Here is a 17,947-nt window from a genome sequence, read left to right as displayed (position 1 = left end):
AAATCGTCGCCATGATATACCCCATGATCCTTCGCGCGATCCTTTTGCTTTCGCTCATCACCGCCCCCCTTGCCCGCGCGGCCGATGACTTCGTCAATCATCTGATCGTGTACAACAAGGGCATCGGCGGGCAGAACTCGCGCGAGGGGCTGGCGCGATTCAACAAGGATGTCCTCGCGCACAAGCCCGACTTCGTCTTCATCTACTTCGGCCTCAACGATGCGCTCAACGAATCCAAGTTCGTCGACGTCGACGACTACATCGCCAATCTGTCGAAGATGATCGCCGCCGCGCGGGCGGCGCACATCACGCCGATCTTCGCCGACATCCATCACGTCGACGTCGAAGCGCTCCTCAAGCGTCACAAGAAGGACGCCTACGGCGAGGAAGGCCCGCAGAAAAAGATCGACCGTTACAACGCCGCGCTGCATCAGCTCGCCCAGCGCGAAAAGGTGACGCTGGTGGAGTGGAACCGCATCGCCGATCAGGCCATGACCGACCACCCCGACCGCGCGATCCGCCAGCCCGACGGCGTGCACCTCACGCCCGCCGGCAACACGCTTCTCGCCGAAAGCTTCCGCCGCGCCGTCCCCGACCTGCGCGACGGGCAAACCATCGTCTGCCTCGGCGACTCCGTCACCTACGGCGCCCACAACACCGGCGCCGGCACCGCCGCCGGCGACACCTACCCCGCCGCCCTTCGCCGCATTTCGCTCAATCCCTGATCGATTCAGATTGCCGATGCGCCCGGCATGTGCGGATTTTGATTTACTTGCCGCGCGACCTCTGGGATAATCGCGGCGTCTGTGGAATGTCGCGGTCCGGATCCTTGGGTCACAATTCATGAGGGCCAGGCCATGAGGCGTTGCGCTGCGATGTGGGCGACGATCGTCATTGTCATGTGCGGTTGGATCGGCACGGCGGCGGCGCAGCCGGCGGGGGAGGTCACGTCGGCGTTGCAGCTTTTTGAGGGGATGCCGGCGGAATTGAGGCCGGATGCGAAGACAGGGTGGACGCCCGAGCAGGCGGAGCAGGCGTCGCAGTGGCTGATGCGCACGAGCATGCGGCGGCCCTGTCGATTGCTGTTGCCGATTTCGGGAACGGATGTGGCGCACGCGCCGTCGCCGATGGCGCCGGGGAAGGATTGGCGGGTCAGCGTGTATGTCAATCCGCCGCCGCTCGATGTGTTCGGGCAGCGCGTGGCGCAGAAGTTCATGGTGGCGCCGGTCGGCATTGCCGGGCCGCTGATGTTTCAGATGACGGAGGAGGCGAGCAAGGCGGCCAAGTCGCTCAAGACGGGCGATGTGGTGGCGGTGTCGGGCGTGATCAGCAAGGCGCGGTTTTTCAGCGTGCGCGGCGTGTCGTCGGTGGATGTGAGCATCATGAACGCCCAGGTCGATCTTCATCCCGGTCACGCCCCCGCGCCGCCCGCGGCGGACAAACCCGCGGAGCCGAACAAGCCCGCCAAACCCGCCGACGCGCCGGCCCATGAGGACAAGCCCGCCGCGTCGCCGGTCGGCGGCGTGATCACCGATCTGAATCAGCTTTTCGTAAACATGCCCGCCGGGTTCGCGCCTGATGCGACAAAAGGATGGGACCGCAATTCCATCGCCAAGGCCGGCGCGTGGGTCGCGCAGCAGGCCAAGGACCGCCCGGTGTCGCTGCATGTCGACATCAGCATCCTCAATGTGCGGCCGGAGGAGACGCCGGACAAGAAACCGAACAGCCCGTGGATCGCCGACTTCGTCGCCAAGGGGGCGACGCTGATGGTGGGCAAGACGGCGGTGAACGCGGCCTTGGTCGGCTCTGACGCCAAGGCGTTCCGCATCCACGGCTCCGAAGCCCAGCTCAGCAAGTACAAACCTTTCAACGCCCGCCAGAAATCCGTCACGCTCACCGGCGTCATTCATGAAGCGCAGCTCTACGCCATCGGCCCCAACCTCGTCGCGCTGAAAATCACGATCGACAAGTTCGACGCGCCCGAGCTTCTCAAGTAACCGCCGCGGCGCTGCGGGCGGGGATTTTTTACGAACCCTGCGATTTGTGTTTACAGCGTTCATCGCTCGCGGCATACTGATGGGCGAGGTTCGTTGTCGCATTCGCATCCGGTTTCAATTCATTGAGGAGTTCATTGATGCATCGATCTGTCGCGGCGCTGGTCATGGGATGGGGCGTCATGTTGTTCGTGCTTGTCGCCCGTGTGCCCGCCGGTCCGCCGATTTCGTCCAAGAGCGTCGTGACGGATGTGGCGGATATTTTTGACGGGCTGCCCGCCGACGCGCAGCCGGCGAACGGGAAGTGGTCCGACGCGGCGGTGCAGAAGGCCGGTCAGTGGCTGCGGACGTCGGGGGCGAATCGGCGGTGCCAGCTTCTGATCCCCATTCGCTTCGCCCGCGCGTTCAAGGCCCCTTCGCCGACGGAGCCCGGCCGGGACTGGCGCGTCATGCTCACACTCGACCCGAAACTCTTCGACTTTCACGGGCTCAAAGTCAGCTATGACGCAGCCCTGCCGCCGACCGTCGCGCCCAACGAAGCGATGTATCAGGTGACCGAAGCGGTCGGCAAGAACGTCGAGAAAATCGCGCCCGGCGATCTGATTCAGGTTCGCGGGATCATCACCAATATCAAACTCGGCTCGAACGACGATCACGCCTGGCTCTCGTTCGCCATCCTCAATCCCGACATCGATCTGCACCCCAAAGTCGCGGCTGCGAAATCCGACAAGCCCGCCGCCGCGAAGAACGACAAGCCGGACAACGCGCCCGCCAAGTCCACGCTCACCGATCGCCCGTTCGCGAATGTCGCCCAGCTCTTCGCCCCCATGCCCGCCGACGTCGGCCCCGCGCCCGGCAAACCGCTCGACCGCGACACGACCGGCGATGTCAACAACTGGCTCGGACAACATTGTCCCGAGAAGCCCGTCCGCATGATGGTCAAGATCGATCATGTCCGCCTCACGCAGGACAAAAACCCCGGCGGCGACCCGGCGCTGAAGTGGACCGTCGCCATCTCGCTCGCCAACGAAGATGTCAAATTCCGCGCCATCGACGTCAACGTCAACTTCAAGTCGACGAGCATCTACGGATTTCAGATGCAGGGCGACGACGCCTTCGCCAAGCGCATGGAGCAAATCCCCAAGGGCCGCCCGACGCTTCTCGAAGGCACGATCCGGAATGTTCTGTTCACCGCCTACGTCCCGACGAAAGCCAACCTCGCGGTGACGATCACGGATTTTAAGTTTCCGAACATCAAGTGAGGCGTGCGTCGATCACGGCGTTCGCATCGCGTCGAGCGTTTCTCGGATCGCCGGTCCGTCGAAGTCGCGGCAGAAGATGACAAGGACGCTGCCGAAAATGTGCATGCCATTGTCGGACCCGCCGTGATAGCGCCAGCGATCCGGCACGACGCGGTTCTGAAGTTCATCGGCGATGTCGCGCCGGGCATTGATCAGGTCGAGGTCCGAGACGCGATGGGTTTTCAGTTCCACGCGACGATGTGCGATCGAATCGATGTCGGCGATGATGAACTGGCCCAATGAATGAAGGTCACCGGAGCCGAGGTCGACGATTTGGGTCGATGACTTTTCCGATTTCGCCCGCAGGATCGCATTGAGCACGTTCTCGAAATTCTCGTGCTCATCGGTGAACATTTTGATGATCAGTTTCCCATCGGCATAATCCCACGTTCGATCCCGGCCGGGGCCTCCGCCGAAACAGCAGTCTACGTCGACGAATTCAAAGAGGATTTGTTTGAGCTGGCGGAGGCGGTCGTCGGCTGTATCGGTCACGGCGCTTGTCGCGTCGCGCAGCAAGGGACGCGCATCATATTCTCGTTGGACCAACGATTGGTACCACTTGCTCTCCTCCTCGGTGGTGATGAGGATGACCTGTCCGACGTAGACGACGCGCAGCGGGACAAGCTGCGTGCTCATCTTGTCGGCGAAGGCGCGCATGGCGTCCTCGGGTGATTGGTCGTCCAGATTGAGCGAGTAGCGCGCATTGCTATCGAAAGCGGCCCCCTCAAAAGCGTCGGCGTCGAGCTTGACGCGGCGATGCAGGATGCTCGATAGCTCCAGCGCGATCTCCCATGCTGGTTTATCAGCGGCGTGGATCGTGACGCGCTCGTCGGGCAAGTTCGCCGCGGCGTCACTGCGGGTCACGGTGATGTGGTCGGGGAGTGTGGCGCGATCGGGTTGTGAGGTGGCGCAGGCGGCGAGGGTCAGCGCGAGGAGGGTCCATGTCGCGTGGTGAAGACGCATGCATGTTCCGACGCTTGGTGGGGGGATTTGTTTCCGTGCCGGCGTATTTGCAGTGGGAGAAACACGCCGCAAACGGCGTCGCTAAACGGACTGGTGGAGGACTTTGCCGACGAAGAACGGGCCGAGGTTTTCGAGGTAGAGGGCGGTTTGGGTGGTTTTGCGCATGTTCTGGACGATGGCGGAGAGGGGGTGGAGCGATTTGCCGACGAGGCCGATGACGAAGTCGTTGTCGTCGGCGTCGAGTCCGGGGCAGGCGAGACGGATGTCGTGGGCGTAGTCGGCGTCGACGAAGCTCATGCCGATGAGGGCGTGCTCCATGAGAATCTGCCGCTGCTCGGCGGGGTCGAGCTTGGCGAAGGAACCCCGCCGACGCAGCGGATACCAAACAGCCCAGGGCCAGTCGCCGTTCGTCGCCGTGGCGATCGGCTTGTCGAAAAGCCACTCGCGCAGATTCGCTTCATGACCCAGCGCGTACGTGCGGCCGAACATCGTGAAGCGCGGCTTGTGCTCGAGCGAAACAAACGGCTCGGCATTGAGCAGCGGGCGCACCGCATCGACGAAATGCGACGGGTCCTCCGCCCATGTCAGAATCGCCACGCCCTGCGGATCGTTCACGTCCGCATAAAGCACCGCCGGAATCTTCGCCGCCTTGATCGCGTCGATGAGCGGCTGCGCATCACGACAGTTGCCGTACGCCTGAAGCTGCATGAACAGGCGCGTCGAAAGAATCTGCGGTTCGCCGTTGAGGGGCGCGCCCTTCTCATCAATCATCGGCGGCTCGGTGTTGCGAATGCGATGAGAGAAAGGCGGGGCGCCGGCGGGCTTGGTGCTTTCAGCTTGGGTCATGATCAGGAACCTCGTTCAGTGTTGCGTGAAAGCAACATTGTACGCACGGATGGCTGCGCTTCAGAAAATGCTCATTCGCAATTCACATGCGCCGATTCCCCGCTGAATATGCGATTGGCATCATGTTTGCATTAATACCTCCAGCCCTGCCAATTTTGCCCATGGTGCAGGCAAGTGCTGGCCAAAGTCCCGCCCCGGCAGCACGGACTGCACCGTAACTGGGCACTGAAAGGACCGACGATGACGCTTGCCAACCGTGGCCATTCTATCAGTATGCTCGTGGCGATCGCCCTTTTGTGTTTCGTCGTGCTGCTTCAGGCGGCGACGACGAACAAGAGCCGTTCCTCGGAATCCGTGCAACTGTTCGGACCATTGACCGGACGCGACATGGTCGACTACATGCACGTGCATGAATCGACGCTGCGCGCGGTCATGAGCAATTTCGACGAGCTGATGACGATCTCGCAGAAGACGGGCGACAAGCCGCTGTTCCCGGTGCTTCAGCAGCATTGCTATCAGGAAACAGAGGGGACGGAAGTTGATGCGCCGCCCGCGCCGTGACACGCGGGCGGCGGGTTGACCGGGCGGCGGGGGGCTGCCCGGTCAACCATATTTTTCGACGGCCGTCTTGGCGCTGATGAGCGGCGCGCGGATCAGACCGCCCGCCAGTTTCTCGCCGTCGGGATCGATATACACGCGACCTGTTTGCTTGCCGCTGCCGGTGGCGATGAGCACGTGAATGTTGAGGATGTACGCCTTGTCACTCAATGCCTCAAACCAATGCACGTTGTCCTTGTCGTCGGAAATCGTCGAGAATTCGGCTTGTCCGAACGTCCGATCGATCGTCGGCTTGATGACCATGTGCGTCTTGGAATCCTCGAGCCGATCGTAATGACGACCGTGAAACGAACCATCGAGAATCAGAAAAGCCGTGGACATGTTGTTGTGTCCGTGCGGTACGATCGAATGACCTTTCTGCAATGCGAACACCTGCTTGCCGAACGCCAGTTCGCCGACGCCTTCGACTTTGGGGAAGTTGAAGGGAATCGAGCGCTCGCCCTTGGGGCGGAACAGGCCGTCGGCGGTCAGCTTGTCGTAGTCGATGAGCTTGCATATTTCGGGCAGATCGACGCGGGCGAAAAGCGCTTCGAGCTTGCCCTGCCAGTCGACCTGTTTGATCTGCTTGCTCTTGACGTCCTGGCAAAGCGCGTTGACGTCACGGAGCCATTGTTCGGTGATCGGCTTGACCGCCTCGGCGAACGCGTCGCGCTCGAAAAGCATTTGGAGCAGCGAGGTGGTGAGCAGGGCGCCGATGGAAAGTTGCCCGAACGACCGACGCGTCAGGTCCGACATGATTTTGCTCCAGGGGCGAAGGGGAGATGGTCGGCACATTCTACCATGGGATGTGCCTCGGGTGCGGCAGGGGAGTCCCATGGCGCCACGACTGCGCCGCCCGCACGCACCCTGGCAAGCCCGCCGGCGATCCGGGGTACGTATCAATCGCATGCATACGGAGGCCCGATTTCCGCGTGAAAAACAACGATTCACCGGGAATTCACGAAAAGAGGATTGACATTCCAATGGACGCTTTCTAGCGTATGCGTACAAGTTCACGGACGGATCGGCCGATGCAATATCCAAGCCCCCGCCGCGTTGAACGGTAGAACCCCCACCTGGGGCCCGCACACGGGTTTTCGAGCCGCCCGGTTCGAAGCGAAAAGCCCGCCTCGCTGCGACGCCCCGACATAAAGGACTGACAGATGGTCACCAATGCCAAGCCCGCTCATGGTTTGTTCATGCTCGCTCTGTGTGTGACGCTCGTTTTGGGCGTGATGTTCTACGCCTGGACCACGCGTCTGGGTCTGCTCAGCACCCACGCCGCCGGCGTCGCCTACCAGTCCGGTCCCGTGACCGGCAACGAGTTCGCCAACTACTTCGCCAACGATGCGGACCACTACCGCTCCGTGCTCAAGAACTACGACAAGGTCATCGCGCTGGCCCGCGAAGTCGGCGATCAGCCCTTCTTCCCCGTCCTTCAGAAGTTCGTCGAGCAGAGCGACGCCGCGCAGGCCGCCGTCCAAACCCCCGCTCAGAACTGAGCGATCCCGCACAAGCTATTTGTGATAGCCGCCTCTTTTTGCGAGGGGCGGTTATTTATTGGAGGAAGAAATTGGTCATTAGGCATTAGCTATTTGTCATTGGTCATATCAAGCCCGTTGCGCCGGACGACATTCGAGTCTTTTGTACTTACTTGACCAATGACAAATGCCTAATGCCTAATGACCAATTTCCGTTGTCTTTCTCTTTCGCATCACTCGCCTAATTTCTGTGCCGCCTGCCGCATCGCGTGATCCGCCAGCACGATCGCCGCCATCGCCTCCGCCATCGGCACAAAACGCGGCAACAAACACGGGTCGTGCCTGCCTTTTGTGCGGATCGTCGTCGGCGAGCCGTCGCGCATCACCGTCTTCTGCTCCTGCGGCAGCGAACTCGTCGGCTTGACCGCGCATCTCAAAACGATCGGCATCCCCGAACTGATGCCGCCGAGCATGCCCCCGTGACGATTCGTTTCCGTCACGATGCGTCCGTCGCGGGTGGTGAACACATCATTGTTCTGTGAGCCGCGCATCGTCGCCGCGCCGAATCCGATGCCGTATTCGACGCCGAGCACGGCGGGGAGCGTGAACATCGCCTTGCCCAAATCGGCCTTGAGCTTGTCGAACACCGGCTCGCCCCAGCCCGCCGGCACGCCCGTCGCCGTAATCTCCGCCACGCCGCCGATTGAATCCATCTCGCCGCGCAGCTTCTCGATGAGTTCGATCATCTGCTTCGCGATCGCCGGGTCCGGGCAACGTGTCGGCGTCGCCTCGACCTGCTCGAGCGTCACGCCCGCCGGGTCGTCGATCTGCGCGATCAGGTGGCCGACCTGCGTGACGTATCCGACGATGTTCACGCCGAACTTTTCACGCAGCAGTTTCTTGGCGATCGCCCCGGCGGCGACGCGCACGCATGTCTCGCGCGCCGAGCTTCGCCCGCCGCCCCGGTAATCCCGCCGGCCGAACTTGGCGTCGAATGTATAGTCCGCATGCCCGGGGCGGTACTTGTCCTTGATGTCGCCGTAGTCTTTGCTCCGCTGGTCCTTATTGCGGATGAGCACAGCGATAGGCGTGCCGGTCGTCACGCCTTCGAACACGCCCGAAAGGATCTCGGCCGTGTCCGATTCATCGCGCTGCGTGACGATGCTGCTCTGACCGGGCCGGCGACGGTCCAGGTCCGGCTGAATGTCCGCTTCGCTGAGCGTCAAGCCCGCCGGCACGCCGTCGACGATGACCACATAACCGGGGCCGTGGCTTTCCCCGGCGGTGGTGATGCGAAAAATCTGTCCGAAACTGTTGCCTGCCATGCGTCAAATTCCTGTCGCGGCCTTGCGAGCATGGTATCATAACCGCATGAGCGAGTACGATCCCCTTGACGCTCAGGCCGACTGCTTCAAGCCCCCGGCCATCCCCACCGAAGTCTGCTGCCTCCACTGCGGACTCGAATATGAGTCCTACCTCATCGAGTGGCGCATCGAGACCGAACCCGACGGCTCCAAGCACGGCTTCTGGTGCTGCCCCACGCCCGACTGCGACGGCAAGGGCTTCGGCTTCGACATCCTCCCCACCGACCCCGAATACATCTGCGAAGACGGCTCCATGATGTGGTGCGACGACGATGACTCGGACGCTGACGCCGACGAATGGGACGACGACCCTGACCCCGCCGCCGAACTGACCGAAGACGACTTCCTCCCCGAAACCCCGCCGACCAACCGCCTGCGCGATGAGATTCTCGGGGACGATGATATTCCGTGGTGAATCATCGCCATGACGCGCCAGTTTTCGCAGTGATGTTTAGCCGCGACCCGCAGGGGAGCGCGACCGAAAGCGCTCCCCTGCGGGTCGCGGCTAAACGAAAAGCGGTGACGCGCACACGCATGCGGACGATGCTACAATCCGCCGACCCGCCCACATGTTCCCATTCGTTGGAGATCACATATGGACCGTCCGTCCGATGTTCAGCCGTCGCGCCGTTCGATGATGGGTGCGGGTCTGGCCGCGCTGGCCGCTTCTTCTTTGTCCGTGCGTGCGGCCGACGAGACGCCGGCGCCGGCGGCGGCGGCGATGGAGCCCGTCACCAAGGCGTTCATCGACGGCACCGGCGAGGGTTGGCGGGCGATGGGCAAGGACGACTTCACCAAGGTCAACTCCGCCGACGACACATGGACCTTCACCGATGAGGGCATTCACTGCACGGGCCATCCGATCAGCGTCATGCGCACCGTCAAGAAGTACACCAACTTCGAACTCGTCGTGCAGTGGTGTCATCGTCAATTCGGCGGCAACTCGGGCATCTTCGTCTGGGCCACCGATGAATCGATCGACCGGTTGACGCAAAGCGGCAAGGGCGGCCTGCCGCACGGTATCGAGGTGCAGGTCCTCGATCTGGGCTACACCGAGGTCTACACCAAGCAGTACAAGAAGCCCGCCGACTGGTTCACATGCCACGGCGACGTGTTCCCGGTCGGCACGAAGATGAAGCCGTTCCCGCCGGTCGCGCCCAATGGGACGCGCAGCTTTCCGTCCAAGAACCTGACCCGCCCGATGAATGAGTGGAATCACTACTACGTCCGCGCGATCAATGGGGAAGTGCGCCTCTGGGTCAACGGCGAGGAAGTGAGCGGCGGGACGAACATCGAGCCGCGCTCCGGATACCTGTGCCTCGAATCCGAAGGCGCGCCCATCGACTTCCGCAATCTGCGCATTCGTGAATTGCCCTGATATTGAGAGGCGGGGGGACTTCAGTCCCCCCGCTTTGTTTTATTCAAACGACGCGGGGACGGGGGGCATGTCCTTCGTGAGCGTCACGGGCGTCGTCCGACCGGCCTGCGCGGAGTCGAAGGGCTCGAAGCCGATCTTCGTCGCCGGCGAGTCGGGCTTGAGGTGAAAGTCGCCCGCGGCGGCATCGACGAAAAGCGGGTCGGCGACGATCGAATGCGTGTCGTGCCCGCGCTGTTGCCATTCCTCGAAGCTCAGCGTGCCGTCGGTCGATTTCGTCACATCGCGCGGGGCGAATCCCTTGATGTCGAAGCGCACCGGGCCGACGGTGTTGAAGTAGAGATTGGCGTCGATGTCGTAATGATCGTTGGCCCAGTTGCCGCTCACAGCGGTCGACCCGTTGGTCCAGTAGATGATGTTGTGCGTAATCGTGAAGCTGCGGTGATCTTCGCTGCGCGAGCGGCGGAGCTGCCAGTCGCGCGAGTTGACCAGGATGTTGTTGGCGATGACGTTGTCCTTGCCGTAGTGCTGATGGAACGAGCCGCTGGAGGTGTTGTACACGAGGTTGTGATCCATCACGACGCCGGTCGATCCCTCGTCGGTGTAGAGCCCCCATCCGCCGTACCCGCCGGCTTCGCAGTAGATGTCGCGGAAGATGTTGTGATGGATGCGCGTGTTGGGGGAGACGCCCAGCGTGTAGATGCCGCCCATGTCATTGAGCACGCCCTGTCCGAGCGTGTGCACATCGTTGAACGCGACTTCGTTATCGTGCGTCCTGCTCGGCTCGGCGTAGCCCCAGGTCCATCCCACGCTCAGCCCGCTGTAGTAGAAATCGAAAATGTCGTTGTGCTCGATCGTGTTGTGCGAAGCGAACCCGATCCAGACGCCGATCGCCGCCGGGTCGATCCGCCCGCCGTGCGCGATCGTGCATTCGCTCACGCGAATCTTCTCGACGCGCGATTCATCATCGTTCGGGTCATACCCGCCGATCGGCCACGTGTGGGCCCCGCCGGCGTTTCCGATCTTCACGCCGCCCGCGCCCAAATCGACCATCTCGCAGCGCTCGACCGTGTTCTCCCGGCAGCCGGCTCCGAAACCGATGGCGTACCCGCCGGTGTGTACGATCGCGCCGTCGCTGATCGTCACATGCCGCGCTCCCGTCGCCGCGATCGCTTCGCCCATGTTGATCGCCGCCTGCGGAAAGCTTTCGCCGCCGTCGTTGAGCGTCCAGTTCGAGTGCGCGAAGATCAGCCCGCGCAGACCGATGTGCTCGACCCATTTTCGCTGCTTCACATCGCCCTTGAACACGACAAGCTGTTCGAGCCGCGGGGCGATCACGCTTGTGTTGGCGGGCGTCTGACCTTCGCGCGGGATGTAGATCAGATCGCGCTTGGCCCGGTCGAAGTACCACTGGCCGGGCTGGCCCAGCGCTTCGCGCACGTTTTCGACGAGGTAGCGGTGGTTCTTTTCGTAGATGCACCAGTCGGCCGTGCTGCGCGTCGGGCCGGTGAAGGTGACGATGTGCTGGTCGGCATCGACCGAAGCGATCCGCATGCGCGACGCGGTCCAGCGATGAAAACTGATGACCTCCACATCGGACAGCGCCGCCCAGTCGCCGCGGATCTCCTCGTTGGAGAAACCGAACCGGTCCGCCCCGCGCTTGCGATTGGCTTCCGTCGGTTCGAGCGTCTGTGCAATACGGTAGTACCCCTTCGCCGGCATGCGCGGCCGCGGGGCGCGCTGATCATTGACGAACAGTTCGCCGAAGTAGACGCCTTCGGGCATCGCCGCGTGCCACCAGCCGCGCTCGTCGGCGGTCCAGCTCGTGACGGCGATCCCGCCGCTGATCACGACGCGCTCGCCCGCCGCCTGATAAATCACCGGCGACTTTTCCGTCCCACTGTCGGCGGGTTCGAACGTCAGCGGTTCATCGAGAAAGTACGTTCCCCCGCGGATCGTCACGATGATCGGATCGTCGCGCTCCTTCATTTCGCGCACCGCCCGCTGGGCCCGCGCGATTGTGGCGAACGGTTGATCGGCCGTGCCGGCTTGGGTGTCATCGCCATTGGTCGCCACGAAAAATTCCGCGCCGCTCGCCGCGCGCACCAGCAGCAGGCACACCATCAACGCACAAATTCGCATGACTGACTCCTATTGCCGCCGCGTGATGAGGCACACGACTTTGCGATCATAGCGCAGGACAAAGAGCGTGAACACTTCGGGTCCGTCGCCGCGCATCTGCCGCGCGACGACATCGGGGTCGACCGCCTTGTCGCGCGTTTTGACCTCGACGACGCCGGCGTCATGAGCGACGAGCCACGCCTTGATCTTCCGCGGGCGCCACGGCTGCGTTTCGATCAGCTCGAACCGCCGCAGCCACGGACTTTCGAGGACGCGATCGCTTGTGAGCAGCCCCAGCGCCGGATGAATCGCCGCGAGGTTCAGTTGTCCGCACAACACAGGCATGAGCGCCGCCCGTTCGATGGCCGGGTCGACGGTGTAGAGAAATCTCGCCGGCTCCGTCAGCGGCGGCTCGCCGGGGGAGCCGTGCAAGGTGATGCTTCTGAAGCCCTCCCCCTTCGAGGGGGAGGGTTGGGTGGGGGTGAAGCTGATCCGTTCGAGTGAGTCACGATGTTTCAACTCCGATTCGGAACACGACTGGGACGGATGCGATTCACCCTCCCCCAGCCCCTCCCTCGGAGGGAGGGGGGGCAGAATGAGCGTCGCGGTGCGATCGTGTCGCGCCAGGCGTCCGGTCCAGACGACGGTCTGCACGAGCGTGCCGGCGCGGCTGATGATTTCGATTTCGCCGCGCGGAAGCTGCGCCAGGTCCGCGCCGGGCGAGAGCTTCATCGCGCCGTCGCCGCTCAGCGTGTTCAAAAACCCCGGCCCCGGTGCGCAGTCTTCGTAGCGCCATGCCCGCCGCCCGCCCAGTCGGCGATCGGGGTCGATGTGAAACGCCAGTCCGTCGAGTTTGAGCGTCGTCACATCCGCCACCGCGGCGGGCTGTCGCGTGTTGTGCCGCGCCATCCATGCACGCGCCGGATCACGATCGATCAGCAGCACGCGCATCGACTCGGCGAAGGCCAGCGCATCGCCGCCGATCCCGCAGCACAGATCGACGACCGTGTCGATGCCCGCCTCGGTGAAGCGCCGGGCCTTGTGGCGCGCGACGTCGATGCTCGTCGCCTGCTCGACGCCGACGGGGTCGGCGACGAGGCGGTCGGCATGGTCGAACTTCGCGGCGGCTTTGTGGCGGGCGATCGTCAGCGCGATCGCCGCCTGCACCAGTTCCGCCGGCCACGATTTGCGCAGCGACGCCACGGCCGCGGGCGCGGTCAGATCATCGCACGAACCGGCCGCCGCGATCAGCGCCGGTTCGTCCAGCAGCCGGGGCCACGGGTCGAACATGCGGCCCATTGTACGCGGCGTCAGAAATGCCAGAAGATCGACACGATCGACTGCACGTTGAATTCGCGGTCGCTCGTGAGCGGCAGCCGCACGCCGAGGCCGACCTGCACGTTCTGATGATCGAAGGGGCGGACCTTGAGGCCGGGCGTGATGTTGATGATCTCATGATCGCCTTCGTCGCCGTTGAAGCTGTATTCGCCGTCGAATTCGAGCACGGCGGTGAACTGCTCGTTAAGTTCGCGCAGCACGGCGAGATTCCAGCCAATTTCGAAGTCGGCCTCGTCGTCGCCGTTGCGATTGGCGGGGATGCCCAGCGAGGCGAATCCGACGATCTGCCACGGCCCGTTGCGGTAGCCGAGGTCGATGTAGGGTTCGATGTCGAGTTGGTGATCGGACCCGATGTCGCGGCCGGCGTCGCCGGTGGGCAGGCCGAACTCGATCCCGCCGCCGACGAGCAGGCCGCGGTCGGCGAAGGCGAAGTTGGCGTACTTGAGGGCGATCTCAGCGCTGTCGAAGTGGCTGGTCGTTCCGCCGGCATCGGGGTTGAGCCAGGTGTAGGGCGCATTGACTTCGATGCTGAAGGAGGGATTGAAGGCGTATTCGCCTTCGACGTTGAGCGTGTGTCGATCGCCTTCGCCGTTGGCGGAGTTTTCGAAGATGTAGTCGAGGCGGATCTTCGTGTCGGGCGAGGGCGACTCGGCGACGAGCGGATGATCGAAGTGGAGCGGCCCGCCTTCTTCATCGCCGTGAGCGAATGCGAAGGCGGAGAGAGTGCAGAGGGATAGAACGGTGAGGATGCGGATGCGCAACATGATTGAACCTCGAATGCGGGTTGAATGAAAAGCGGAGAATGATGTTGGATGGATCGGCGTATGATCAGGCCGACGTCGGCGGGCCGCGCTCAAAGTAATGGACGAAGTGAGCGGCACGGGGCGATGCCTCCGGCGCGGGCGGGGTCAGGCGCAGCGCCAGACCGGCGGGGGGAAGCGAAAGATCGGGCGGGGGCGTGGCGTCGAGTCGGGCCACCAGATCGCAGACGGCGCAGTGGCGCATCGGCTGATCTTTGGGCGTCGGCGGCGCGTCGGCGGGGGCGGCGCAGCACGACTTGCCATGAGCGGCGCAGGCGTCGTCGCTGATGCCCCCGCGTGTGTGCACGGGGACGATGACGCCGAGCCAGAGACTCAGCCAGAGGAGCGTCGCGATGGGCGTGATCCGTCGTTGCACAGGCCAAGAGCGTAAGCGGCGGCGAGAGCGACGGCAAGGCGTCGAGGCATGGGCAATATGTGCACGTTTCAGGCGGTCGGGAAGGTCGGCGTATAATCGGGAGCCCGATTTTTCAAGGTGAGAATGCCCATGACGCTCGCCCGCAAACTCGCCCTTCACATCGTCGCGCTCGTGGCGGCGCTGCTGCTCATCGGCGGGGCGTCGGTGTGGGGGCTCATGGGCATGAGCAAGCATTTTGATGTGGCGGAGGATCGGTACGATCAGCTTCGGGCGGTGTACGAAGTGGGCCATCACGCCGCATCGGCCCGGCTGCTCATCAACGCACAGATCAAGGACGCCGACGCCGTCAGCGCGGAGATCGGCACGGCGTTGCGATTGGCGGAGGAGCTTCAGAAACGCGAGCCCTCGCCGGCGATCGCTTCGATCATCGATCGGCTCAATCGGGTGATCGATCAGAGCCATCGGGCTGAGCCGCGCGTCGATCAGATCAACACCGCCCTGGGCGAGGTCGCCACGCTCGCCGCCGACATGCGCACGCGCATCATCGACAACCGCCGCGCCGCATCCGATCGCCTCACCGCGACGATCTGGGCGCTCGCCGGTCTGCTCGCCGCCACGCTCATCGCGGCGATCGTCATCGGCGTGCGTCAGTATCGCAGCGTGATGTCGCCGCTGCGCCGGCTCGATGCGGCGGTCCGCCGCGCCGCCGCCGCCGACTTCGATCATCATGTGCCCACGGAAGGCGACCGCGAATTCGCCCAGCTCGCCGTGCAGTTCAATCGCATGGCGGACCACCTCGACACGCTCTACCGCGATCTGGAGGAGCAGGTCAACGCGCGGAGTCAGCAACTTGTCCGTTCCGAGCGGCTCGCGAGCGTCGGGTATCTGGCGGCGGGACTCGCCCATGAAATCAACAACCCGCTGGGCATCATCTGCGGCTACGCCGAGTCGGCGCTCGCCATGCTCAACCGCGATGCGACCAGTCCGGCCGCGATGGAGCGATCGGCCAAGGCGCTGAAGATCGTCTGCGAAGAGGCCTTCCGCTGCCGCGACATCACGGCGCAGCTACTGACCCTGTCGCGCCCTGAAAATGAACAGACGCGCCGGCCCACGCCGATCGGGCCCATCGTTCAGCGCGTCGGCGAACTGCTCGGCGGACTGCCCCAGTTCGCCGACCGGAGCGTGAACGTCGAGCTGGACGAAACCGCGCCGCTGATCGCCGAGGCCAACGAAGCGCAGATCACGCAGGTGCTCATCAACGTCGTGTCCAACGCGCTGGAGGCGGTGGAGCCGCGGACGGGGCGGGTCGATGTGCAGGTGCGCCGGCAGGCGGGTTGGATCACGATCCAAGTCACCGACAACGGTCGCGGCCTCAGCGCCGAGGCGCTGCCGCGCGTGTTCGAGCCGTTTTTTACGGATAAACCGCAGCGTGATCAGCGCGGCACGGGATTGGGCCTTTCGGTGGCGCACGCCATCGCGATGCAGCACCGGGGCCGGCTGCACGCCCGCAGCGCCGGCGTCGGTGCGGGCAGCGTGTTCACGTTCGAGCTTCCCGCGGCGGGCGCGCCGCTGGAGTCCGCGGCTTCGTCGGTCGGCACGGTGACGGCGTCATGATGGAAGGTCCGATGAGTTCGATGGCGGCCCAACGCCGGCGCGTGCTGATCATTGAAGATGAAAGTCGGCTGCGCGAATTGCTCGTCGATGTGCTGCCGGAGATGGGTTACGATCCCGTCGCGGCGCGGACGGCCGAGCAGGCGTTTTCGCTTCTGGCCGAGCGGCCGGCGGATATCGTCATGCTCGATCTGAATCTGCCGGTGATGGACGGGCTTTCGTTTCTCGACCGTTTCCGCGAGCGCTACGCCGACACGCCGGTCATCATCATGACGGGCTTCGGCGACGTGCCCGCCGCGCAGCGCGCGATCCGTCACAACGTCGTCGACTTTCTGGCCAAGCCGTGCCATCTGGGCGAGATCGAAGCGGCGTTGGACCGGGCGCGGCGTCGGCTTTCGCCGGTGATGCCGAGTCTGCCCGATGCAAACGATGCGCCGGAGGCACCCGCGGGCGAGGCGGAAGCGCCGAAGCCGCAGACGATCGCGGAAGTGGAGCGGCAGATGATCTTCGCGGCGATCAAGACGCATGCCGGCAACCGCACCGCCGCCGCCGAAGCGCTGGGCATCTCCCGCCGCACGCTCTACAACAAACTCGCCGAATATGAACAGCAGGGGTTGAGGCCGGAATAGCAGGAAGCGGTCAGCTTTCAGGCGTCAGCGATCAGCAAAGAAGAAAGGCCCCACCGTTGCGGCGGGGCCTTATCATTTGCGGCTGATTGCTGAAAGCTGAAACCTGACGGCTTTCGTTACGCCAATTTCAGCGCCCTTGCCATCGCTTCGCCCATGTCCGCGGGGCTTTGCGCGACGGCGATGCCGGCGTCGGTCAGCGCGGCGATCTTCGTCTCGGCCGTGCCCTGACCGCCGGAGATGATCGCGCCGGCGTGGCCCATGCGTTTGCCGGGCGGGGCGGTGCGGCCGGCGATGAAGGCGGCGACGGGCTTCTTGATCTTCGCCTTGATATGCGCCGCGGCCTTCTCCTCGTCGGACCCGCCGATTTCGCCGATCATCATGATGCCGTCGGTTTCGGGATCATCGTTGAACATGTCCATCAGGTCGATGAAGTTGAGTCCCTTGACCGGGTCGCCGCCGATGCCGATGCAGGTCGTCTGCCCGATCCCGCAGGCCGAGCACTGCCAGACGGCTTCGTACGTCAGCGTGCCCGAACGGCTGATGATGCCGACGGCCTTGCCGGTCTTGGCCTTGCTCTTGGGCATATGAATGTAGCCGGGCATGATGCCGATTTTGCACGGGTTTTTCTCGGCGGGGCTGATCACGCCGGGGCAGTTGGGGCCGATCAGGTACGAGTTGGGATAGCGCTTCAGCGCTTCCTTGACGCGGATCATGTCGGCGACGGGGATGCCTTCGGTGATGGCGATGATGACGCGGACGCCGGCGTCGGCGGCTTCGAGAATGGCGTCGCCGGCGAAGGGCGGGGGCACGAAGATCATCGTGGCGTCGGCGCCGGTGGATTTGACCGCGTCTTCGACGGTGTTGAAGATCGGCAGGCCGTTGGCGTCTTTCTGTCCGCCCTTGCCGGGCGTGATGCCGCCGACCATTTTCGTGCCGTAGTCGAGGCAGCCCTTGGTATGGAAAGCGCCGGCGGAGCCGGTGATGCCCTGGCAGATGACCTTGGTGTTCGAATTGATGAGAATGCTCATGGTATGTTCCTGCAAATTCGTGGGATCAGCGAGCCGCCCAGTCTAGCGGAAGTCGCGGGGGACGCCAAGAAGGGTTCAGGGGTCGGGGTTGAAGGTTCAGCAGGGAAGTCCTTCCGCCTTTAT

Annotated in this window: 18 protein-coding genes; 9 read left to right on the top strand and 9 right to left on the bottom strand. The window is 63.7% G+C overall.

Annotation, left to right across the window (positions count from 1 at the left end; all coding sequences use genetic code 11):
* The first annotated feature begins 11 nt into the window (after nucleotides 1-11).
* The 3 genes from GC162_00215 (at nucleotide 12) to GC162_00205 (ending at nucleotide 3,256) form a co-directional block, all read left to right on the top strand.
* Complete coding sequence (locus GC162_00215; protein MBI1367053.1) at nucleotides 12-725, top strand: hypothetical protein; 714 nt, start codon at nucleotides 12-14, stop codon at nucleotides 723-725.
* Nucleotides 726-857: 132 nt separating this feature from the next.
* Nucleotides 858-1,997: a hypothetical protein gene (locus GC162_00210; protein ID MBI1367052.1), complete on the top strand. Its 1,140-nt coding sequence runs from the start codon at nucleotides 858-860 to the stop codon at nucleotides 1,995-1,997.
* A gap of 137 nt (nucleotides 1,998-2,134) precedes the next feature.
* Nucleotides 2,135-3,256 carry a hypothetical protein gene (locus GC162_00205; GenBank protein MBI1367051.1) on the top strand — a complete coding sequence of 374 codons (1,122 nt, stop codon included), beginning with the start codon at nucleotides 2,135-2,137 and terminating at the stop codon, nucleotides 3,254-3,256.
* 12 nt (nucleotides 3,257-3,268) lie between these two features.
* Here the strand turns inward: GC162_00205 and GC162_00200 are convergent, their stop codons facing one another.
* Nucleotides 3,269-4,258, bottom strand: coding sequence for a hypothetical protein (locus tag GC162_00200; protein MBI1367050.1), 990 nt, complete (start codon nucleotides 4,256-4,258; stop codon nucleotides 3,269-3,271).
* 81 nt (nucleotides 4,259-4,339) lie between these two features.
* Nucleotides 4,340-5,104: a hypothetical protein gene (locus GC162_00195; protein MBI1367049.1), complete on the bottom strand. Its 765-nt coding sequence runs from the start codon at nucleotides 5,102-5,104 to the stop codon at nucleotides 4,340-4,342.
* 279 nt (nucleotides 5,105-5,383) lie between these two features.
* Here GC162_00195 and GC162_00190 point away from each other — a divergent pair, with 279 nt between their 5' ends.
* Nucleotides 5,384-5,665 carry a hypothetical protein gene (locus GC162_00190; protein ID MBI1367048.1) on the top strand — a complete coding sequence of 94 codons (282 nt, stop codon included), beginning with the start codon at nucleotides 5,384-5,386 and terminating at the stop codon, nucleotides 5,663-5,665.
* A 42-nt stretch (nucleotides 5,666-5,707) separates the two neighbouring features.
* Here the strand turns inward: GC162_00190 and GC162_00185 are convergent, their stop codons facing one another.
* Nucleotides 5,708-6,457 (bottom strand): hypothetical protein, encoded by a 750-nt coding sequence (locus GC162_00185; GenBank protein ID MBI1367047.1) that lies wholly within the window; start codon nucleotides 6,455-6,457, stop codon nucleotides 5,708-5,710.
* A gap of 407 nt (nucleotides 6,458-6,864) precedes the next feature.
* Between GC162_00185 and GC162_00180 the strand changes: the two genes are divergently transcribed.
* Nucleotides 6,865-7,203: a hypothetical protein gene (locus GC162_00180; GenBank protein MBI1367046.1), complete on the top strand. Its 339-nt coding sequence runs from the start codon at nucleotides 6,865-6,867 to the stop codon at nucleotides 7,201-7,203.
* A gap of 212 nt (nucleotides 7,204-7,415) precedes the next feature.
* Here the strand turns inward: GC162_00180 and aroC are convergent, their stop codons facing one another.
* Nucleotides 7,416-8,507 carry a chorismate synthase gene (gene aroC / locus GC162_00175; GenBank protein ID MBI1367045.1) on the bottom strand — a complete coding sequence of 364 codons (1,092 nt, stop codon included), beginning with the start codon at nucleotides 8,505-8,507 and terminating at the stop codon, nucleotides 7,416-7,418.
* 46 nt (nucleotides 8,508-8,553) lie between these two features.
* Between aroC and GC162_00170 the strand changes: the two genes are divergently transcribed.
* Entirely contained in the window at nucleotides 8,554-8,961 is a 408-nt protein-coding gene (locus GC162_00170; GenBank protein ID MBI1367044.1) for a hypothetical protein, read from the top strand.
* Nucleotides 8,962-9,141: 180 nt separating this feature from the next.
* Nucleotides 9,142-9,924, top strand: coding sequence for a DUF1080 domain-containing protein (locus GC162_00165; GenBank protein MBI1367043.1), 783 nt, complete (start codon nucleotides 9,142-9,144; stop codon nucleotides 9,922-9,924).
* A gap of 39 nt (nucleotides 9,925-9,963) precedes the next feature.
* On the opposite strand, the gene GC162_00160 is transcribed toward GC162_00165, so the two are convergent.
* From GC162_00160 to GC162_00145, 4 genes are all read right to left on the bottom strand, one after another.
* Nucleotides 9,964-12,063 (bottom strand): hypothetical protein, encoded by a 2,100-nt coding sequence (locus tag GC162_00160; GenBank protein MBI1367042.1) that lies wholly within the window; start codon nucleotides 12,061-12,063, stop codon nucleotides 9,964-9,966.
* A gap of 9 nt (nucleotides 12,064-12,072) precedes the next feature.
* Nucleotides 12,073-13,332 carry a hypothetical protein gene (locus GC162_00155; GenBank protein MBI1367041.1) on the bottom strand — a complete coding sequence of 420 codons (1,260 nt, stop codon included), beginning with the start codon at nucleotides 13,330-13,332 and terminating at the stop codon, nucleotides 12,073-12,075.
* A gap of 20 nt (nucleotides 13,333-13,352) precedes the next feature.
* Nucleotides 13,353-14,144: a hypothetical protein gene (locus GC162_00150; GenBank protein ID MBI1367040.1), complete on the bottom strand. Its 792-nt coding sequence runs from the start codon at nucleotides 14,142-14,144 to the stop codon at nucleotides 13,353-13,355.
* Nucleotides 14,145-14,208: 64 nt separating this feature from the next.
* Nucleotides 14,209-14,556, bottom strand: coding sequence for a hypothetical protein (locus GC162_00145; GenBank protein MBI1367039.1), 348 nt, complete (start codon nucleotides 14,554-14,556; stop codon nucleotides 14,209-14,211).
* A 123-nt stretch (nucleotides 14,557-14,679) separates the two neighbouring features.
* Between GC162_00145 and GC162_00140 the strand changes: the two genes are divergently transcribed.
* Nucleotides 14,680-16,170, top strand: a complete 1,491-nt coding sequence (locus tag GC162_00140; protein ID MBI1367038.1) for a HAMP domain-containing protein — start codon at nucleotides 14,680-14,682, stop codon at nucleotides 16,168-16,170.
* Nucleotides 16,167-16,796, top strand: a complete 630-nt coding sequence (locus tag GC162_00135; GenBank protein ID MBI1367037.1) for a response regulator — start codon at nucleotides 16,167-16,169, stop codon at nucleotides 16,794-16,796. Before GC162_00140 ends, GC162_00135 begins: the two co-directional genes overlap by 4 nt.
* A 116-nt stretch (nucleotides 16,797-16,912) precedes the next feature.
* On the opposite strand, the gene sucD is transcribed toward GC162_00135, so the two are convergent.
* Nucleotides 16,913-17,824 carry a succinate--CoA ligase subunit alpha gene (sucD, locus tag GC162_00130; protein ID MBI1367036.1) on the bottom strand — a complete coding sequence of 304 codons (912 nt, stop codon included), beginning with the start codon at nucleotides 17,822-17,824 and terminating at the stop codon, nucleotides 16,913-16,915.
* Nucleotides 17,825-17,947 lie beyond the last annotated feature (123 nt).

Source organism: Planctomycetota bacterium, assembly GCA_016125255.1.
Lineage (GTDB): Bacteria > Planctomycetota > Phycisphaerae > Phycisphaerales > Zrk34 > RI-421.
Note: the sequence above shows the minus strand (reverse complement) of the source record. Positions and strands in the feature narration are given on the sequence as shown.